Origin of the sequence: Sporomusa rhizae (genome assembly GCF_041428845.1) — a bacterium.
In the GTDB taxonomy this organism is placed as follows: domain Bacteria; phylum Bacillota; class Negativicutes; order Sporomusales; family Sporomusaceae; genus Sporomusa; species Sporomusa rhizae.
Genome location: NZ_CP156925.1, coordinates 2,199,473 through 2,215,828, shown reverse-complemented (window position 1 = coordinate 2,215,828; position 16,356 = coordinate 2,199,473). Strand labels below are relative to the sequence as shown.

Below are 16,356 nucleotides of genomic sequence, written 5' to 3'. Positions count from 1 at the left end.
GCCGGGCTAAACTACCCGGCTAAAAGTTAAACTTTATCAACACCAGCAGCGGCTAAGACTTCTGGTCTAACTGCCGGTACATCCTGTCTAAGCACTTCGCCAGTTTTGATCATGGCATGTTTCAGTACTTCCTGAAAGGTTTCAACGGGAATGACTTCTATATCCATATTTTTATACAACTCTTGCCAGTTTTCACTTGGAATTATTACCCGTCGCGCTCCGGCTTGTTTTGCAGCCACTATTTTTGCACTTACCCCACCGACCGGCTTAACAAAACCGCGAATAGAAATTTCACCAGTCATAGCCACGGTATTGTCAATAGGAATATTGTTTACCGCAGAATAGACCGCCGCAGCTACCGTTACTCCGGCTGAAGGCCCATCAACAGGAGTTCCTCCAGGAAAATTAACATGTATGTTATATTTATGATATTCAATACCAAACTCTTTGGCTAATACTGTAAGTACATTATCCAGCGACCCTTTTGCCATGCTTTTGCGTCGCATGGTACGCCCCGGGGAACCAATTTCTTCTTCATCCACTATTCCTGTGATAGTCAAATTACCAGTACCATAAGGATTAGGTACTGCAGTTACCTCCAACTCCATAAGCATTCCTATATTTGAGCCATATACAGCTAAACCGTTTACTACGCCAACTTGCGGTTTCAGCGGAATCTTTTTTTCCGGACGCGGACTGTACTGTCCAAAATTGATAACCCATTCCGCATCAGCCTGGGTAATCGTGCGTTCGGCTTTACCGCTGCTCTGCACAATACCTGCTGCAATCTGAATGATATTAACAGCTTCCCTGCCATTTGTTGCAAAACGCTTGATAACTTCCAACGCACCCTCATCTAGTACATAATTAATCTTTTTTGCGGCATTCAGCGCGATGGTGCTAATCTCATCAGGCAGCAAGGGCCGGAAAAATATTTCTACACAGCGGGAACGAATAGCTGGCGGAATATCTTGCGGCATCCGGGTAGTAGCACCAATTAATCTGAAGTCTGCAGGCAACCCATTTTGAAATATATCATGTATATGCTGCGGTATATTGGTATCCTCGCTGTTATAATACGAACTGTCGAGAAATACCTTCCTGTCTTCTAGCACCTTTAATAGTTTATTCATTTGGATATGATGGAGTTCGCCAATTTCGTCAATAAACAATACTCCCCCATGCGCTTTGGTTACAGCTCCGGGTTTTGGCTGGGGAATACCTGCCATGCCTAACTGACCGGCGCCTTGGTAAATAGGATCATGCACGGTTCCAATAAGCGGATCGGCAATTCCTCGCTCATCAAACCTGGCTGTTGTGGCATCAAGTTCGATAAATTTAGCAGTCATGTTGAATGGTGAGTACCCATTTCGCCTTGCTTCGTTTAAAACTAAACGGGCTGCTGCCGTCTTGCCTACCCCTGGAGGGCCATAAATTAAAACGTGCTGAGGATTAGCGCCGCATAATGCTGCACGAAGCGCTTTCAAGCCTTCTTCTTGACCGACGATTTCGGAAAAGTCGGATGGACGAGTTTTTTCTGCCAATGGTTCAGTCAAAGATATTTCCCGCATCTTTTGCAGCTTGTCCATTTCTTTTTTGGATTCACGCTCTACCGCTACTTTATTTCCTTGCTGCGATTTGAGCAGATTCCAAAAATAAAGCCCTATAACCACGGCAAAAAACAGCTGAATCACACTGATAATATTGACAGCATAATCCAAAATTCCATGAACCTCCCTTCCCGGGCAAAGATTTTGGGTGCTTTTTTTTTATCATGAGTCTAGTATAGGCAATGCCAATTATTTTATCCTGGCAAAACCCGGCAAGCTGATTGCACAAAATACAAGTTTAAAACGATTAATGAGCAAAAAAATAAAGGAGCGCAATGCTCCTTTATTTTAAGCAGATTCTTCTTTTTTCTTACTTTTGCGTTCGGCAGCTACCAGCATCGGTTCTTCTTTATTGACGATAACTTCTTTAGTGACAATGCATTTCGCAATATCAGTACGTGAAGGGATATCATACATAACATTACGCATGATACCTTCAATAATTGCTCTGAGTCCTCTAGCGCCGGTATTTCGCTTTAAAGCTTCGGCAGCAATAGCCCGTAAAGCATCTTCTTTAAACTCAAGCTGAACATTATCTATTTCCAAGAATTTTTGATACTGTTTAACAAGAGCATTCTTGGGCTCAATCAGAATACGCACAAGAGCATCTTCGTCAAGTGCATCCAATGTAACAATTACCGGCAGTCGACCAACAAATTCGGGAATAAGTCCAAATTTAAGAAGATCTTCCGGTAGAATGCTTTTAAGCATTTCACCTAATTGTTTCTTTTCTTTGCTGCGTACTTCAGCACCAAAACCCATAGATTTTTTGCCTATTCTAGAACCGATAATTTTATCAATTCCATCAAAAGCCCCGCCACATATGAAGAGAATGTTAGTAGTATCAATTTGGATAAATTCTTGATGCGGATGCTTGCGACCACCTTGCGGCGGTACACTGGCAACCGTACCTTCAAGAATTTTTAGAAGCGCTTGCTGCACTCCTTCACCAGATACATCACGGGTGATTGAGGGGTTTTCCGACTTGCGGGCAATTTTATCGATTTCATCGATATAGACAATTCCCTTTTCTGCCTTTTCCACGTCATAGTCCGCAGCTTGGATGAGTTTTAATAGAATATTTTCTACATCCTCACCTACATAACCCGCTTCGGTTAACGAGGTTGCATCTGCAACGGCAAAGGGAACATTAAGAATTTTAGCCAACGTTTGTGCTAAAAGCGTTTTTCCACTGCCAGTTGGGCCAAGCATAATAATGTTGGACTTCTGCAACTCAACATCGTCCATTTTTGCGCCTAAATTAATACGCTTATAATGATTATATACAGCTACTGCCAGTGATTTTTTAGCTTCTTCCTGGCCGATAACATATTGATCAAGAATATTATTTATTTCCTTAGGCTTAGGAACATCGCGAAGTTCAACATCAATGTCTTCACTTAGCTCTTCTTCAATGATTTCATTGCACAGTTCTATGCATTCATCACAGATATATACTCCTGGCCCGGCAACAAGTTTCTTTACTTGTTCCTGTAGTTTGCCGCAAAAGGAACACTTTAGTTGACCCCTGTCATCACCAAATTTCAACATATTACCACCTCTCTACTTGGGAGTCTCCTTGTGTCTGTCACCCCGCACCACGACTGCATCAATGAGACCATATTCTTTTGCCTGTTCACTGGACATAAAGAAATCCCGTTCGGTATCATTTTGAATTTTTTCCATAGGCTGACCGGTATGGTGAACAAGAATACTATTGAGGTGTTCACGCATGCGAAGGATTTCCCTGGCGTGAATTTCAATATCGGTGGCTTGCCCTTGCGCGCCTCCCAGCGGTTGGTGAATCATAATCCTTGAATTAGGCAACGCATAACGTTTGCCTTTAGCACCGGCGGCGAGTAATAAAGCGCCGGCACTAGCTGCCTGACCTATGCAAATAGTAGAAACATCTGGTTTAACATATTGCATGGTATCATACATAGCCAGGGCGGCAGTCACCACTCCCCCCGGGCTGTTAATGTAAACGTGAATATCCTTATCAGGATCTTCTGATTCTAAAAACAACAGCTGAGCGATTACCAAGTTAGCCACATTGTCGTCAATTGGTCCACCGATAAATACAATACGATCTTTTAATAACCGTGAGTAAATATCATATGCCCGCTCACCACGGTTAGACTGCTCTACTACAATTGGCACATAAGACATGAGAAATCACCTCAAACTAAAATTATTTTGCTGCTACACTATCAATAATGAGTTGAGCAGCCTTTTTCCGCAAAACAGAATCTTGCAGTGCCTGGAAGCGGCCTGTTTCGCGAATAACTTTCATAATTTCTTCCACAGTAGTTTGATAATTCATCGCCATTGACTGAACTTCCTGCTGCATTTCTTCAGGAGTTGCAGTAAGCTCTTCAGCTTTTACAATAGCTTCCAATACTAAGTCGGTTTTAACATTATAGAGTGCAGACTCACGGTAGTTGTCGCGAAGAGCTGCTATATCCATTTTAGTATATTCAAGATATTTATCAAGTTTCATACCGCGTTGCTGCAGGTTAATATCAAAATCCTGAATCATGTTATCAATTTGATTTTCAACCATTACTTCAGGAATATCAAGAGTTGCATTATCTACCGCTGCTTTGATACCCGCTGTACGGAACTCACGTTCCGCTTTCATCTCCGCAGCCTGTTCTAACTTATTCTTAATGTCGGCTTTTAATTCCGCTAAGGTTTCAAAATCGCCGGTTTCTTTAGCAAATTCATCATCAAGTTCAGGCATTTCCTTGCGCTTAATGTCATGAATATTAACGGTAAAAGCAGCCGCTTTACCAGCTAATTCAGCAACAAAATATTCTTCTGGAAAAGACACATTTACTTGACGCTCTTCACCGGTCTTAGCACCGATCAGTTGGTCTTCAAAACCAGGAATAAAGCTGCCGGAACCAATTTCCAGCGGATAGCTCTTGCCTTCGCCGCCTTCAAATGGAATACCGTCAATAAAACCTTTGAAATCGATAACAGCTAAGTCGCTCTGCTGAAGCTCGGCATCTTCAACGACAACCATTTTTGCATTCCGGTTACGTCTCTTTTCAAGCTCGCTATCTACATCAGCATCAGTAACTGGTGCAACAGTTTTTTCTACAGCAAGCTCTTTATATTGACCTAGAGTAACTTCTGGTTTTTTAACCACAGTGGCTTTAAACACCAGCGGTTGATCTTCAGCTAAAGTAACAACTTCTATCTCCGGACGGCCAACAGGGTCAATGGCTTGTTCAGCCAGCGCCTTATTGTAAGCCGCAGGAGCCAATATTTCAAAAGCTTCGTCAAGCAGAGCCTCTTTACCAACACGCGTTTCAACTACCTTGCGTGGTGCTTTGCCTTTACGAAAACCAGGGATGTTGACTTGATTGGCCAGCTTATGGTAAGCCTTGTCCAGGGCTTTAGCCACCTCTTCTTGTGGGATTTCCAGGTTAAGCACTGTTTTATGATTGTCTATTCTTTCCGCTGTTACCTTCATTTATGTATTTCCTCCTTATTAAATTAAACTGCTGACACAGCTTATCGACTGTCAACATAGTCCCTATAGTAGTATTCCCATTATTGACATAATTTTTATGGTTTTCCTGGTATATCCATAAAAAACCTCAACCAGTTTCCATTTTTTGCAGCAATGTCATGCATAATATCATACCACAATTAGCTATTAAAGACAAGATATGAGCAAAAAACCCAGCAGATATTGCTGGGTTTAAATTTCGATATGGAGCGGAAAACGAGATTCGAACTCGCGACCCTCGCCTTGGCAAGGCGATGCTCTACCGCTGAGCTACTTCCGCAATTTCCTTAAGAACGAAATTAATTATATACCATAAAAATGTGTTTGTCAACAAGAATCCAAACAAAATCACGTACAACTATCACCTCCAGCCCCCCCCTGCATATTATGGAATAAACATATAATAACACGGTTTGCGCCAAACCCTGGCCAAAACCACTGTTATCCTATTCTGTTTTCCCATAGCTCCTTGTGTTAAATAGAAAAAAGATGCTTTAAAGGAGGCCGACCAGTTGTATTACTATTTAAAAGACGAATGTATTCTTGTTGAAGGTAAAAAACGAGGCGCCATTTACGATCTAATCTCAGGACGGGTGTACTCTATCAATCGAGGTGCAGTTGAACTTTTAAAAGCATGTAAAACGGAAGCGTTAGAGAATATCCTGGATGCTACAGCTACCGAAAGTAAACCGTTCTTGTCATTCCTCGACAACCTGACAGGCAAAGGGCTTGTTGTAGCCTATAATGATCCCCCCTCTCCAATAGTAAAGAAAAAGCTCCCTACTTATGAGTCCAAACTGGAATTTATTTGGTTGGAACTCACATCCACTTGCAACAACCGCTGCTTGCATTGCTATTCAGCCAGCAGTCCGGATATTGCTGCAGGCTGTGTGTCACATCAACGCTGGCTTGAATTAATTAGTGAGGCTCGACATGAAGGAGCAAATGGCATTCAACTTATCGGCGGTGAGCCATTACTTTACCCGAAGTGGCGCGATTTAGTAATTAGAGCCCGTGAAGAAAATTATGAGCTAATCGAAATATTTACCAATGCTACACTCGTTGATGACGACTGTATTGAATTCTTTAAGAAGTATGATGTAAGCATCGCTACTACCATTTACGCCAATAATGCAGAAATTCATGATAAAGTTACCCTCCATCCCGGCAGCTTTGATAAAACTATTTCAGCCATAAAAAGAATAGTCGCTAAGGGCATTCCTCTTCGTGTTGCCTCAATCATTATGAAAGCAAATGAACACGAAGCCGAAAATATCATGAATCTCTGTGCGCAACTCGGAGTTGAACCTACCCCGCCGGATGTTGTCCGTCCTACAGGCCGTGGTGACGACCTTGACCTGTTGCCGCAGAATTACAGCAAACAGCCGATCAAACCACCGTTTTTTACTGACCCTGAATCATTTAGTAAAGCCAAACAATTCCATAGTTGTTTGGCAGGACGATTAGCAGTAACGGCTACAGGTGATGTTATACCGTGTATTTTTGCCCGCGATCAGATTTGCGGGAACATAGTAACAACCTCTCTTTCTACGATACTTAAGGACCAGGAGTTAACTACCTGCTGGCAAACAACTAAGGATTGTATAACCAAATGTAAAGATTGCGAATACCGCTACGCTTGTCCCGATTGCCGCCCGTTATCACAAAGCCAAGACGCTCAAAAATGCTGGTATGCCGCCCCTGTCGACTGTTCATATAATCCTTATACCGGAAACTGGGAGGACGAATCGAATGCCTAATGATAAATATAAAAATCCAAAATGGGAAACTCCGGAAATGGAAGATTGGGAAGATGAGCTAGAAGAAGACGAATCAGACGATCGTGTTAACAATGTAGGTTGCCAGCCTTCTTGGAGCCCTTGCTGGCCAACTCAGAATGTAGGCTGCTTGCCAACATCAACCCCATGCTATCCTCGGTATTGTTACCCACGTCAATGTTATCCGCGCTATTGCTGGCCACGCCAATGCCGCCCCCGTCAGTGCAAACCGCGTTGTTATTGTAATCCTCGCACGTGTTTCCCGTACAGCCATCGTCCCTGCAATCCACTATAAATTCCAGGACTGCAAAGTGCCCGGCACCTTGCAGTCTATCTATTTTTTAACACTACCACAGCTAAACGACGTTACAACCGTCGCATGAACAGCTCCCAGCAGCGACCCTATTACATCCGCAATTAAATCCAAATTGGTATCAGTCAAACTTGGTTGACTAGGAATACTCGGCTTTGTTACCAGATCACCGATGAATTCCCCAATTTCGTAAAAAACTCCAATACCCAGCCCTAGCGAAACTACTAACACGAAACTGCAAATACGGCTTAATACAGGTTGAGTCAGCTTGCAAAGTAGCGTGTAGGCAAATAACGAAAAAGCATAACTTCCTAAAACATGTTGGATTTTATCAAACACCGTGGACGTCGTGTAGAGGTCAAAATAGAGGCCAATTAAACTATCATTGATAATCACCAACATAACGAACACCCGTATGTAATGATTTATTCCAAATCCATATTTCATTTCCAAAGATGTATAAATAACCCATAAACACGCTTTTATAGCAATATTTTGCGCGTACGTATGGCGGCCTTGGTCTGCCAGGATAAACACTAAGACTAATAAAACAGCAAGAAATACGCCAGTAAATACCAAAGTTATTTTTCCGTAATTAGTCAAAATAACTCCCCCTCCATGCGTCTTATTATTGTCAAGGCATGCCCAATATAATCGTTTGAATAAACAAAAACAAGACTTTCAGGAAATAATCCTAAAAGTCTTGTTTGAATTGGTGCGGGAGAAGGGACTTGAACCCCCACGGTCACCCGCCAGATCCTAAGTCTGGTGCGTCTGCCAATTCCGCCACTCCCGCATATGAGTATTGCAAGTGATATATTATCATAGCAAAATTACTATGTCAATATCTAATTTTTGGATATTCCGCGCAATTGCTCGGAAGTAAAATGGTGACCCACGATGGACTCGAACCATCGACACCCTGATTAAAAGTCAGGTGCTCTACCGACTGAGCTAGTGGGTCATCGTATAAATAAGATAAGCTGTTATACTACGTTAAACTATTTTGAGGAATACTCCTACTGGACATAGTCGCAATAGATGAATATTCAAAGCTACACAGTAGCTACCTACTCGTATAAATATTGATTAATTCTATACTGCAACCTTACTACATTGAGGAATACTCCCATTGTATATAGACGCAACAGGAGAAAATTCAAAGCTACGATAGTAGCTACCTCTTCGTATAAATAAGATAAGCTATTATACCACGTTAAGCTATATTAAGGAATACTTCTACTGAACATAGTCGCAATAGATAAATGTTCAAAGCTACGCCGTAGCTTTCTCCTCGTTTACTCCATCGCAAAAAAAAAGTTGGTGACCCACCCGCGACTCGAACGCGGGACACCCTGATTAAAAGTCAGGTGCTCTACCGACTGAGCTAGTGGGTCAGAACAGTATAAATTTACCAAGAGCCAGCATATGATGTTCCGCGCTACGCTTGGAACTAAGCGATTCACACAGTTTCTCGTTTCGTCTATCGACTCGCGAGAAACTGGTTCTCTGCTTATGGCAGGGGCGGCTGGACTCGAACCAACGCATGACGGAGTCAAAGTCCGTTGCCTTACCGACTTGGCTACGCCCCTATTATTTTTTGGGGTGACTGGAGGGTCTCGAACCCTCGAATACCGGAGCCACAATCCGGCGTGTTAACCGCTTCACCACAGCCACCATTAGTACTTGTCGTTAACGACAGAATTCATTTTATCATACTGCCATCAATTATGTCAAGCATCTATTCCAATGTAAAAAACTACCTTTATCTGAAGGATTTTTCACTTAAATATTTATTAATATAGCATAAGCATCTGGTGTTTCACAGCAATCTTTAGGATCAAAAATACCATTATGGTTTGGGCCGAGTACGATTTGTCGGCACAGCAGTCGTGGGGTCGTCCGGCCAATAATGCTTGGGGTATCGTCCTTTTAAATCCTTCTTTACTTCAAAATATGTATTATCCCAGAAGCTGGATAAATCACGAGTTACTTGCACCGTCCGGTGTGCCGGCGACAATAGATGCAAAGTTAAAGGGACTTTCCCCAAAGCAATACAGGGGGTTTCTTTTAATCCGAACACTTCCTGCAGCCTAACCGCCAAAATCGGGCTCTCCGGTGTACTATAATCTATAGTAATACGCTGACCACTCGGCACCATAATATAAGGTGGAGCATATCGGTCTAGTTCCTGTCGCTCAGACCAAGTAAGCAGGCCTTCCAGGGCAGTAAGCAGATTGATTTTTCCCAGTTCCACCCGGCTTGTTATCCCATAAATATGAGGGCCAAGCCAATCATTAAGCGCAGCAAGCAAATTTTCATCTGAAACGTCGGGCCATTTGTTTTCTTGAAAATAGGCAAACAGTAATCGCTGCTGAAACTGTCGCGCAGCTTTGCTCCAAGGCAGAATTTCCAATCCCTCCAAAGCGATTCCTTTTAATAAAGCTTCAGCAATATCAGACTCATTAGGATTATTGCAGGGAGTCTCCTTTAGAACCAAAGCCCCGAGGCATTCATACGTCCGGGCACGCACAGCCTGGCAGGAAGTATCCCATGCAACCTGTGTTTTATTGACTATCTGCAGATCAAAATATTGTTTTATCTGTTCAAGTTGTACCGGAGCAGCTAGAAAGATCCTGCTATCTGTACCCTGATCGTCAAGATCGGCAGTCACAATATATTGGCTTTGTGCTAACGCTTGTGACTCCGCTATCATTGCACCTCGTCCGCTCTCTAACAGAAACTTACCACAGCCACGTAGCTGCCCAATCCTGTCAGGATAGGCGAAAGCCAACACCAAACCACAGGCTTCGATATCATCTTGCGGTGCTGCATTAATATTAAAATTCTGTTTTAAACGGTTACTTTCTGTTTTGATACGGCGACCTGCCGCATCAGTTACACCAATATGGTTTTTAAAATTGCGAATAGTCTCAACCCTAAAACGCAAGTCAACATCTAGGGCAGCAGCACTACCCCTGAAGAAATCCCGTTCACTTAGAATAGCAGCCAACTCACAACTCAAAGCGCCAAAGCCAATCTCTGTCGCCTTAAGCACCATATGCGCCAAACGCGGATTGAGACCTGTTTCAGCCATTTGACGTCCGTGAACTGTAATAGCTCCGTCAGACTCCAATGCCCCGATTTTGACAAGCAGTGATCTGGCTTGAGTAAATGCCGCTGCCGGCGGAGAATCAAGCCAAAGCAACTCGCTCGGATTGATTACGCCCCAAGCGGCTAATTCAAGAGCCAATGGCGTTAAGTCAGCCGCTAGAATTTCCGGCGTATTATTAGGCACTAGATACGCATCCTCCTGCCTAGTCCATAGACGATAGCATACACCAGGTCTAATCCGGCCGGCGCGACCTCGCCGCTGGTCTGCAGCAGCCCGTGTAACCCGTACCGTCTCCAGCCGGGTTAAACCTGTACGCGACGAATAGGCTGGTACCCGCATCAGGCCGCTGTCAATAACAGTGGTGACTCCTTCAACTGTAAGGCTTGTTTCCGCAATAGCTGTAGCCAAAACCACCTTGCGCTTTCCTAGTAAACTCGGCAAAAGAGCGGCATCCTGAGCTGAGGGAGGTAAATTACCAAAGAGCAGTGCAACTTGCGCATATTTTTCAATACCGCCTGCCAGCAGTTCTGCATGTACACCCCGTATTTCAGCAGCTCCGGGCAAAAAAACCAAAACATCACCATCAGTATAGTTCAAAGCCCGAAACACCGTTTGGGCGACGGCAGTTTCGGCAGAGACTGTCAACTTCCGGTCCAGATAGTGAGTTTCGACAGAAAAACTTTGTCCGCTCCCGCAGATTACCGGGCAATGACCAAGAATAGAAGCTACTGGTTCAGCCTCTAACGTTGCTGACATGACTAGTAAACGTAGCTCCTCTCTGAGTATGGCCTGCACTTCTAGCGCTAGTGTCAATCCAATATCTGCGTGTAAACTCCGTTCATGAAACTCATCAAAAATTATCAAACCTACACCTTCCAGAGCTTGGTCGGTTTGGAGCATGCGCGTAAGGACGCCTTCAGTAATTACTTCTATCCTAGTATCAGCCCCAACACAAGTATCAAGCCTAATACGATAGCCTACTGTTTGGCCAACCTCTTCTCCTAAAGAGCCAGCCATATACCTCGCCGCTGCCCGCGCTGCCAGACGCCGTGGTTCCAGCATCAAAATGCGTTGCCCTTTTAGCCAAGGCTCAGAAAAAAGCGCTAAGGGAATTCGAGTTGTTTTGCCCGAACCGGGCGGCGCCACCACTACAGCATTCCCCTGCGAGCTAAGCGCCGCTTTTACTTCAGGCATTACGTTATCTATAGGCAAAAATTTCATTTGGCACCTCAAAACTGCAAAAATTACTGTATCAATATTATACAGCAAAGCTAACATTACTTCACGGGTTAACTACCCCGGTAAGAGCGCCGATATTGATTACATTGTGATATTCTCCTGAAAGTACAATTCCTTTAGCAGGAAGCGCCAACCCAAAAACAGTAATCGTCCCAGATACAATTAATGGGGCTATTGTCTCTGAACCAACTGTCAACAAAATGCTGCAATCATGAATCTCCAGTAACCGTCCGCCTGTTCGCCAACTTCCCAATGTTTCAATACCGATATTTCTGCCTTCAAGCACCTCAACAGCTTCAGCAAGCTCTTCCAAATCATTACTGCTCTCCGTTGAGAAGTCCTTGCTCCTGGCTGGATAAACATTCCGTGTAACTGGCGCATCACTCAGGGCAAATGGCAGCGCCGGGAATGGCCCAAAAATAACTTGAGCGATGTCTTCACATTCTAATAATACTTTATTAGCTAAAATTTCCTTAGCATTAGGTGATGCCGGTGCAGGCCGGTATACTGCCTGTGTTATCTCTGCGGTATTTATTGGCGGAAATACTTTCAAAACGCAGTCGTCAGCTTCACCTATCCACCCAAAAGCCAGCGAGCCGTCATCAAGTAAAATAAGTGCGTTATTATCTAGCCGTTCTAATACTTCCAGTAAGAACTCGCTGTTACAAAAATCCCGATTAATCATAAAATCCCCCTATTTTGTTTTTACATAATATCTTTACTATATTTTATGTAAATAACCGAATAGGGTGAAAAAAATATAACGGCTGCTTTCAAAATTGAATAGCAGCCATCATAGTACGCTTTATCCGATGACTAACCCGCTCTAAGATGCCCTTTTCTCTAAAGGGGTATACCACTACGGGCACAGGCGAGCAGTTAAGTCCCTGGATAAGGGTGACTTTATTTCTTTGTCAAATATTTGCGTATGTCGAAGGCGACGGCAGCAACGATAATTAAGCCTTTAATAATGAGCTGCCAATACGGATTCATCCCAATAAAGGTAAGACCATAGTTAATTACGCCAAAAATCAGTACACCAGCCAGAACTCCCGGTACGGTACCAATACCGCCGGCCGTTGAAACCCCGCCAACAACACAAGCTGCAATTGCATCAAGCTCGTACATATTACCATAGTTGTTAGTCGCCCCGCCAGTTCTGGCCGCTTCTAAGACACCGGCTAAACCGTAGAGAGCACCGGCAATCGAATATAGAATAAGTAGGTTAAGGCCGACGTTAATGCCTGACACAACAGCAGCATTCACGTTGCCACCAATGGCATACATGTTTTTGCCCAATCTGGTTTTATTAAAAATAACCCATACAATGAATGCTATTATAATTGCAAATAAAATTATATAAGGAATAGGATAATCTCCTGTTCCAAACGCTCCTGACCCTAACTCGGTAAAGTCGGGACGCAGTCCGCCAATTGGCTGGGACTCGTTAGGTTTCAAGTCAAAATAGATGGAATTAACACCATAAACAATAACCATTGTACCTAGCGTGGCAATAAACGGCGGAACACTTAATCTAGCAACAATAAATCCATTGATAATCCCCACTAGGAGACCAGCCAATACAGCCAATAAAATAGGCATCCACAACGGCAAATCAGGCATGTTCGGATAAAACTTACGGGAATAATCAGCAACTTGCAGCATGGAAGCCGATAATACGGCTGTCAAACCAACAACCCGCCCGGTAGATAAATCCACACCGCCGGTAATTAAGATAAAGGCTGCACCTAAAGCAATAATTGCCCTTGTTGATGACTGGAGCAAAATATCGCGAATGGTTGTTATTGATAAAAATCGGGGGTCATAGATTGCAATAGCTGCCGTTAGCACAACAAGCACAATATATATAGCATGCTGCATAAAAAAGTCCTGGATTTTCTTTGCATCAAAACTCACTGCTTTCCACCCTTCCTGTTATACCATACGCAGCGTTGCAAGGCGCATGATTTCTTCTTCTGTCGCAGCTTTTCCTTCAACTACACCGGTAACCTGTCCTTCACACATAACCATAATACGGTCAGACATTCCTAAAAGTTCAGGCATTTCCGATGTTATCATAATAATGCTTTTGCCTTGCTTAACTAACTCTGTAATAATGGTATATATTTCAAACTTTGCCCCAACATCAATGCCCCGAGTAGGCTCATCTAACAGGAGGATTTCCGGCTCAGTTAACAGCCATCTGGCCAATAACACTTTTTGCTGATTTCCACCTGATAAATTTTTTATTGCGGTTTTGATTGACGGCGTTTTGACCCGCAGCTTTTGGATGCTCTGAACAGTCTCCTCTTTTCTAAGCGCGTCGTTAAGGAGAAAAAAACGCGTTTCATAGTTGGCTTGTTTAGCAACAGCTGTGTTTTCCAGGATGGATAATACCGGGAATATCCCCGTTACCCGCCGTTCTTCCGTCAACAAGGCCATCTTATGCTTTTTGGCATCACTAGGCGAGTTGATTTTCACTTTTTTACCTTTTACATATAGCTCACCGGCAGTCAGCGCACGCAGTCCGAACAATGCTTCAATAAGCTCGGTGCGCTGGGCACCAACCAGACCACCTATCCCCAATACTTCGCCTTTTCTAAGTTCAAAGCTGACGTTTTTAAAAGACTTCGATCTTGGAGAAGTAAGATCGACTGCTTTCAGTACTACCTCTCCCGGAATACAATTGCGTTCCGGAAATCGATTAGTAAGGTCACGACCGACCATTTTAGAAATAATTATGTCGGTGGTCAGTTCTGCCGCTGGCCATGTACCGATTTTCCGGCCATCACGCATAACAGTCACTTCATCCGAAATTTCCAGAATTTCTTCCATCTTGTGCGATATATAGATAATCGCTACTCCTCTTTTCTTTAAGTCACAAATGATTTTAAACAACTGTTCTACCTCATTACCAGTAAGCGATGAAGTAGGCTCATCCATAACAATGACTTTAGAGCTGAAGGAGACGGCTTTTGCAATTTCAATAGACTGAATCTTTGATACTGACATACCACCGACGGTTGCCGTCGGCTTGATATCCATTTCAAGTTCTTTAAACAGAGCTTGGGTATCTTGAAGCATTTTTGTTTCATCAATAAATTTAAACAGACCAAAACTTTTTACCGGAAAGCGTCCAAGCCAAATATTGTCCATTACATTTCGGTGCGGAACCGGATGTAATTCTTGATGAATCATTGAAATACCATTGTTAAGCGCGTCTTTAGAGCTATTAATATCTACTTTTTCCCCATTTAGAAATATCTCGCCAGAGTCCGGTTTGTATATCCCGAAGAGGCATTTCATCAACGTTGATTTGCCTGCACCGTTTTCCCCTACCAAGGCATGTACCTTGCCAGCACTTATCCTTAAAGTAACATCGTTAAGCGCTTTTACACCAGGAAACTCTTTTGATATGTTATTCATTTCAAGTAGAATTGGGGGTTCGGTCATTTTAGCGCCTCTCTTCCGCCACGGCTTACATTTACATTTTAAAATCAAGGGGCAAGAGTCACCCCTGCCCCTATACTACTTTATCCGACGACTAATCCGCTGTAAGGCTCCCTCTTCTTCAAACAGGAGTTATACTCCTACGGGTACAGTCGAGCGGCTAAGTCTACTTTTTCAAAAAATCTTATTTTGCGTCGTTCATATTTTCTTTGGTAATTTTTTTGTAAGAAATCCAAACATACTTACCATCAACTATGTCGAAACCGGTGTTCTCTTTGTTCGGGGTAAGGCCTTGGGCTAAAGCATTAGCAATATTTAAGGTAGCTTTCCCTTGGTTATTGGCATCATTTAGAACGGTGCCCAATAAAGTACCATCTTCGAGGGCTTTAAGAGCCGGAGCAGTAGCATCAACGCCAACTACCGGAATATATTTGCCATCTTTGAAGTAGCCTTTCGCCTTAAGAGCTTCAATAGCACCTAAAGCCATATCATCGTTATTGGCAAACACAGCTTCGATCTTATCTCCATTAGCGGCCAGAAAAGCAGCCATTTTTTCCTGACCTTTGACCCGATCCCACATACCTGTGTCTTCAGCCAGCTTTTCTACCTTAATTCCCGCATCTTCTACGGCTTTTACCGAAAACTTGGTACGAAGCTCGGCATCTTGGTGGCCCGGCTCACCTTTGAGCATTACATACTGCAGCACACCATCCTTGTTTTTGTCCATTTCAGGGTGGGCTTTCCAATAATCAACAATAAGCTGACCGGAGATAGTACCGGACTCTTCTGCTCTGGCACCAACATAATAGACTTTATCCCATTTTTTCATGTCCTCGGGTAGTGGTTCACGGTTTAAAAATACTACAGGAATATTAGCCTTTTTAGCTTTATCAATAATCACACTGGCGGCGGTGCGGTCAACAGGGTTGATCGCAAGTGCATTTACTTTCTTGGTAATAAACAAGTCTACTTTATCATTTTGGGTAGGTTGAGAGTTTTGGCTGTCCACGATATCAACTTGTACTTTACCTTCCGCAGCTTTAGAAATGGCATTCCGAACACCGGTCATAAACGTGTCGTCAAATTTGTAAATAGCAACACCTATAACCGCTTTAGCCTTGTCCGCAACAGAGGCAGACTGTTGAGAGCCGCCGCAACCAGCTACTACTAAACTAGCAAGCAGCGTGGACGCAATAAGTCCCTTCATGTACCGTTTCACTTAATAACCCCCTTATTTGTTTTTAGCAAAATTCTATTATAAAGTAGCGATATCGGCCGATTATCTCTACTCCATAATCCCCAAAATGATTAGTTTTTGTTTTATACCAAAT

At 43.3% G+C, this 16,356-nt stretch carries 11 protein-coding genes and 6 tRNA genes; 1 reads left to right on the top strand and 16 read right to left on the bottom strand.

Annotated features, from left to right (window positions below; translation table 11 throughout):
• Nucleotides 1–26: 26 nt before the first annotated feature.
• The 5 genes from lonB to SRRS_RS10040 all read right to left on the bottom strand — a co-directional run bounded on the left by lonB (nt 27) and on the right by SRRS_RS10040 (nt 5,410).
• Complete coding sequence (gene lonB / locus SRRS_RS10060; protein WP_371368436.1) at nt 27–1,721, bottom strand: ATP-dependent protease LonB; 1,695 nt, start codon at nt 1,719–1,721, stop codon at nt 27–29.
• 177 nt (nt 1,722–1,898) lie between these two features.
• Complete coding sequence (gene clpX, locus SRRS_RS10055; RefSeq protein ID WP_371368434.1) at nt 1,899–3,161, bottom strand: ATP-dependent Clp protease ATP-binding subunit ClpX; 1,263 nt, start codon at nt 3,159–3,161, stop codon at nt 1,899–1,901.
• Nucleotides 3,162–3,173: 12 nt separating this feature from the next.
• Nucleotides 3,174–3,779, bottom strand: coding sequence for an ATP-dependent Clp endopeptidase proteolytic subunit ClpP (gene clpP / locus SRRS_RS10050; RefSeq protein ID WP_371368432.1), 606 nt, complete (start codon nt 3,777–3,779; stop codon nt 3,174–3,176).
• A 22-nt stretch (nt 3,780–3,801) separates the two neighbouring features.
• The gene (gene tig, locus SRRS_RS10045; RefSeq protein WP_371368431.1) at nt 3,802–5,091 is read right to left on the bottom strand and encodes a trigger factor; all 1,290 of its coding nucleotides are present in this window, start codon (nt 5,089–5,091) and stop codon (nt 3,802–3,804) included.
• Between the two features lie 244 nt (nt 5,092–5,335).
• A tRNA-Gly gene (locus SRRS_RS10040) sits at nt 5,336–5,410 on the bottom strand.
• A 232-nt stretch (nt 5,411–5,642) separates the two neighbouring features.
• On the opposite strand from SRRS_RS10040, the gene SRRS_RS10035 reads away from it, so the two are divergent.
• Nucleotides 5,643–6,890: a radical SAM protein gene (locus SRRS_RS10035; RefSeq protein WP_371368430.1), complete on the top strand. Its 1,248-nt coding sequence runs from the start codon at nt 5,643–5,645 to the stop codon at nt 6,888–6,890.
• Nucleotides 6,891–7,242: 352 nt separating this feature from the next.
• Here the strand turns inward: SRRS_RS10035 and SRRS_RS10030 are convergent, their stop codons facing one another.
• From SRRS_RS10030 to SRRS_RS09980, 11 genes are all read right to left on the bottom strand, one after another.
• A complete protein-coding gene (locus SRRS_RS10030) occupies nt 7,243–7,824 on the bottom strand; it encodes a hypothetical protein (RefSeq protein ID WP_371368428.1) in 582 nt (193 codons plus the stop codon).
• 110 nt (nt 7,825–7,934) lie between these two features.
• Nucleotides 7,935–8,017 (bottom strand) — tRNA-Leu (locus tag SRRS_RS10025).
• A gap of 92 nt (nt 8,018–8,109) precedes the next feature.
• A tRNA-Lys gene (locus tag SRRS_RS10020) sits at nt 8,110–8,185 on the bottom strand.
• A gap of 357 nt (nt 8,186–8,542) precedes the next feature.
• Nucleotides 8,543–8,618, bottom strand: a tRNA-Lys gene (locus SRRS_RS10015).
• Nucleotides 8,619–8,737: 119 nt separating this feature from the next.
• Nucleotides 8,738–8,813: transfer RNA gene (locus tag SRRS_RS10010), tRNA-Gln, on the bottom strand.
• A 9-nt stretch (nt 8,814–8,822) separates the two neighbouring features.
• Nucleotides 8,823–8,898: transfer RNA gene (locus SRRS_RS10005), tRNA-His, on the bottom strand.
• 175 nt (nt 8,899–9,073) lie between these two features.
• Nucleotides 9,074–11,557, bottom strand: a complete 2,484-nt coding sequence (hrpB, locus tag SRRS_RS10000) for an ATP-dependent helicase HrpB (protein ID WP_371368426.1) — start codon at nt 11,555–11,557, stop codon at nt 9,074–9,076.
• A gap of 61 nt (nt 11,558–11,618) precedes the next feature.
• On the bottom strand, nt 11,619–12,260 hold the full coding sequence (locus SRRS_RS09995; protein ID WP_371368424.1) for a hypothetical protein: 642 nt from the start codon (nt 12,258–12,260) through the stop codon (nt 11,619–11,621).
• A gap of 218 nt (nt 12,261–12,478) precedes the next feature.
• Nucleotides 12,479–13,492 carry a galactose/methyl galactoside ABC transporter permease MglC gene (mglC, locus tag SRRS_RS09990; protein ID WP_371368422.1) on the bottom strand — a complete coding sequence of 338 codons (1,014 nt, stop codon included), beginning with the start codon at nt 13,490–13,492 and terminating at the stop codon, nt 12,479–12,481.
• Nucleotides 13,493–13,510: 18 nt separating this feature from the next.
• Nucleotides 13,511–15,028 carry a sugar ABC transporter ATP-binding protein gene (locus SRRS_RS09985; RefSeq protein WP_371368420.1) on the bottom strand — a complete coding sequence of 506 codons (1,518 nt, stop codon included), beginning with the start codon at nt 15,026–15,028 and terminating at the stop codon, nt 13,511–13,513.
• 181 nt (nt 15,029–15,209) lie between these two features.
• On the bottom strand, nt 15,210–16,244 hold the full coding sequence (locus tag SRRS_RS09980) for a galactose ABC transporter substrate-binding protein (protein ID WP_371368418.1): 1,035 nt from the start codon (nt 16,242–16,244) through the stop codon (nt 15,210–15,212).
• Between the last annotated feature and the right edge of the window lie 112 nt (nt 16,245–16,356).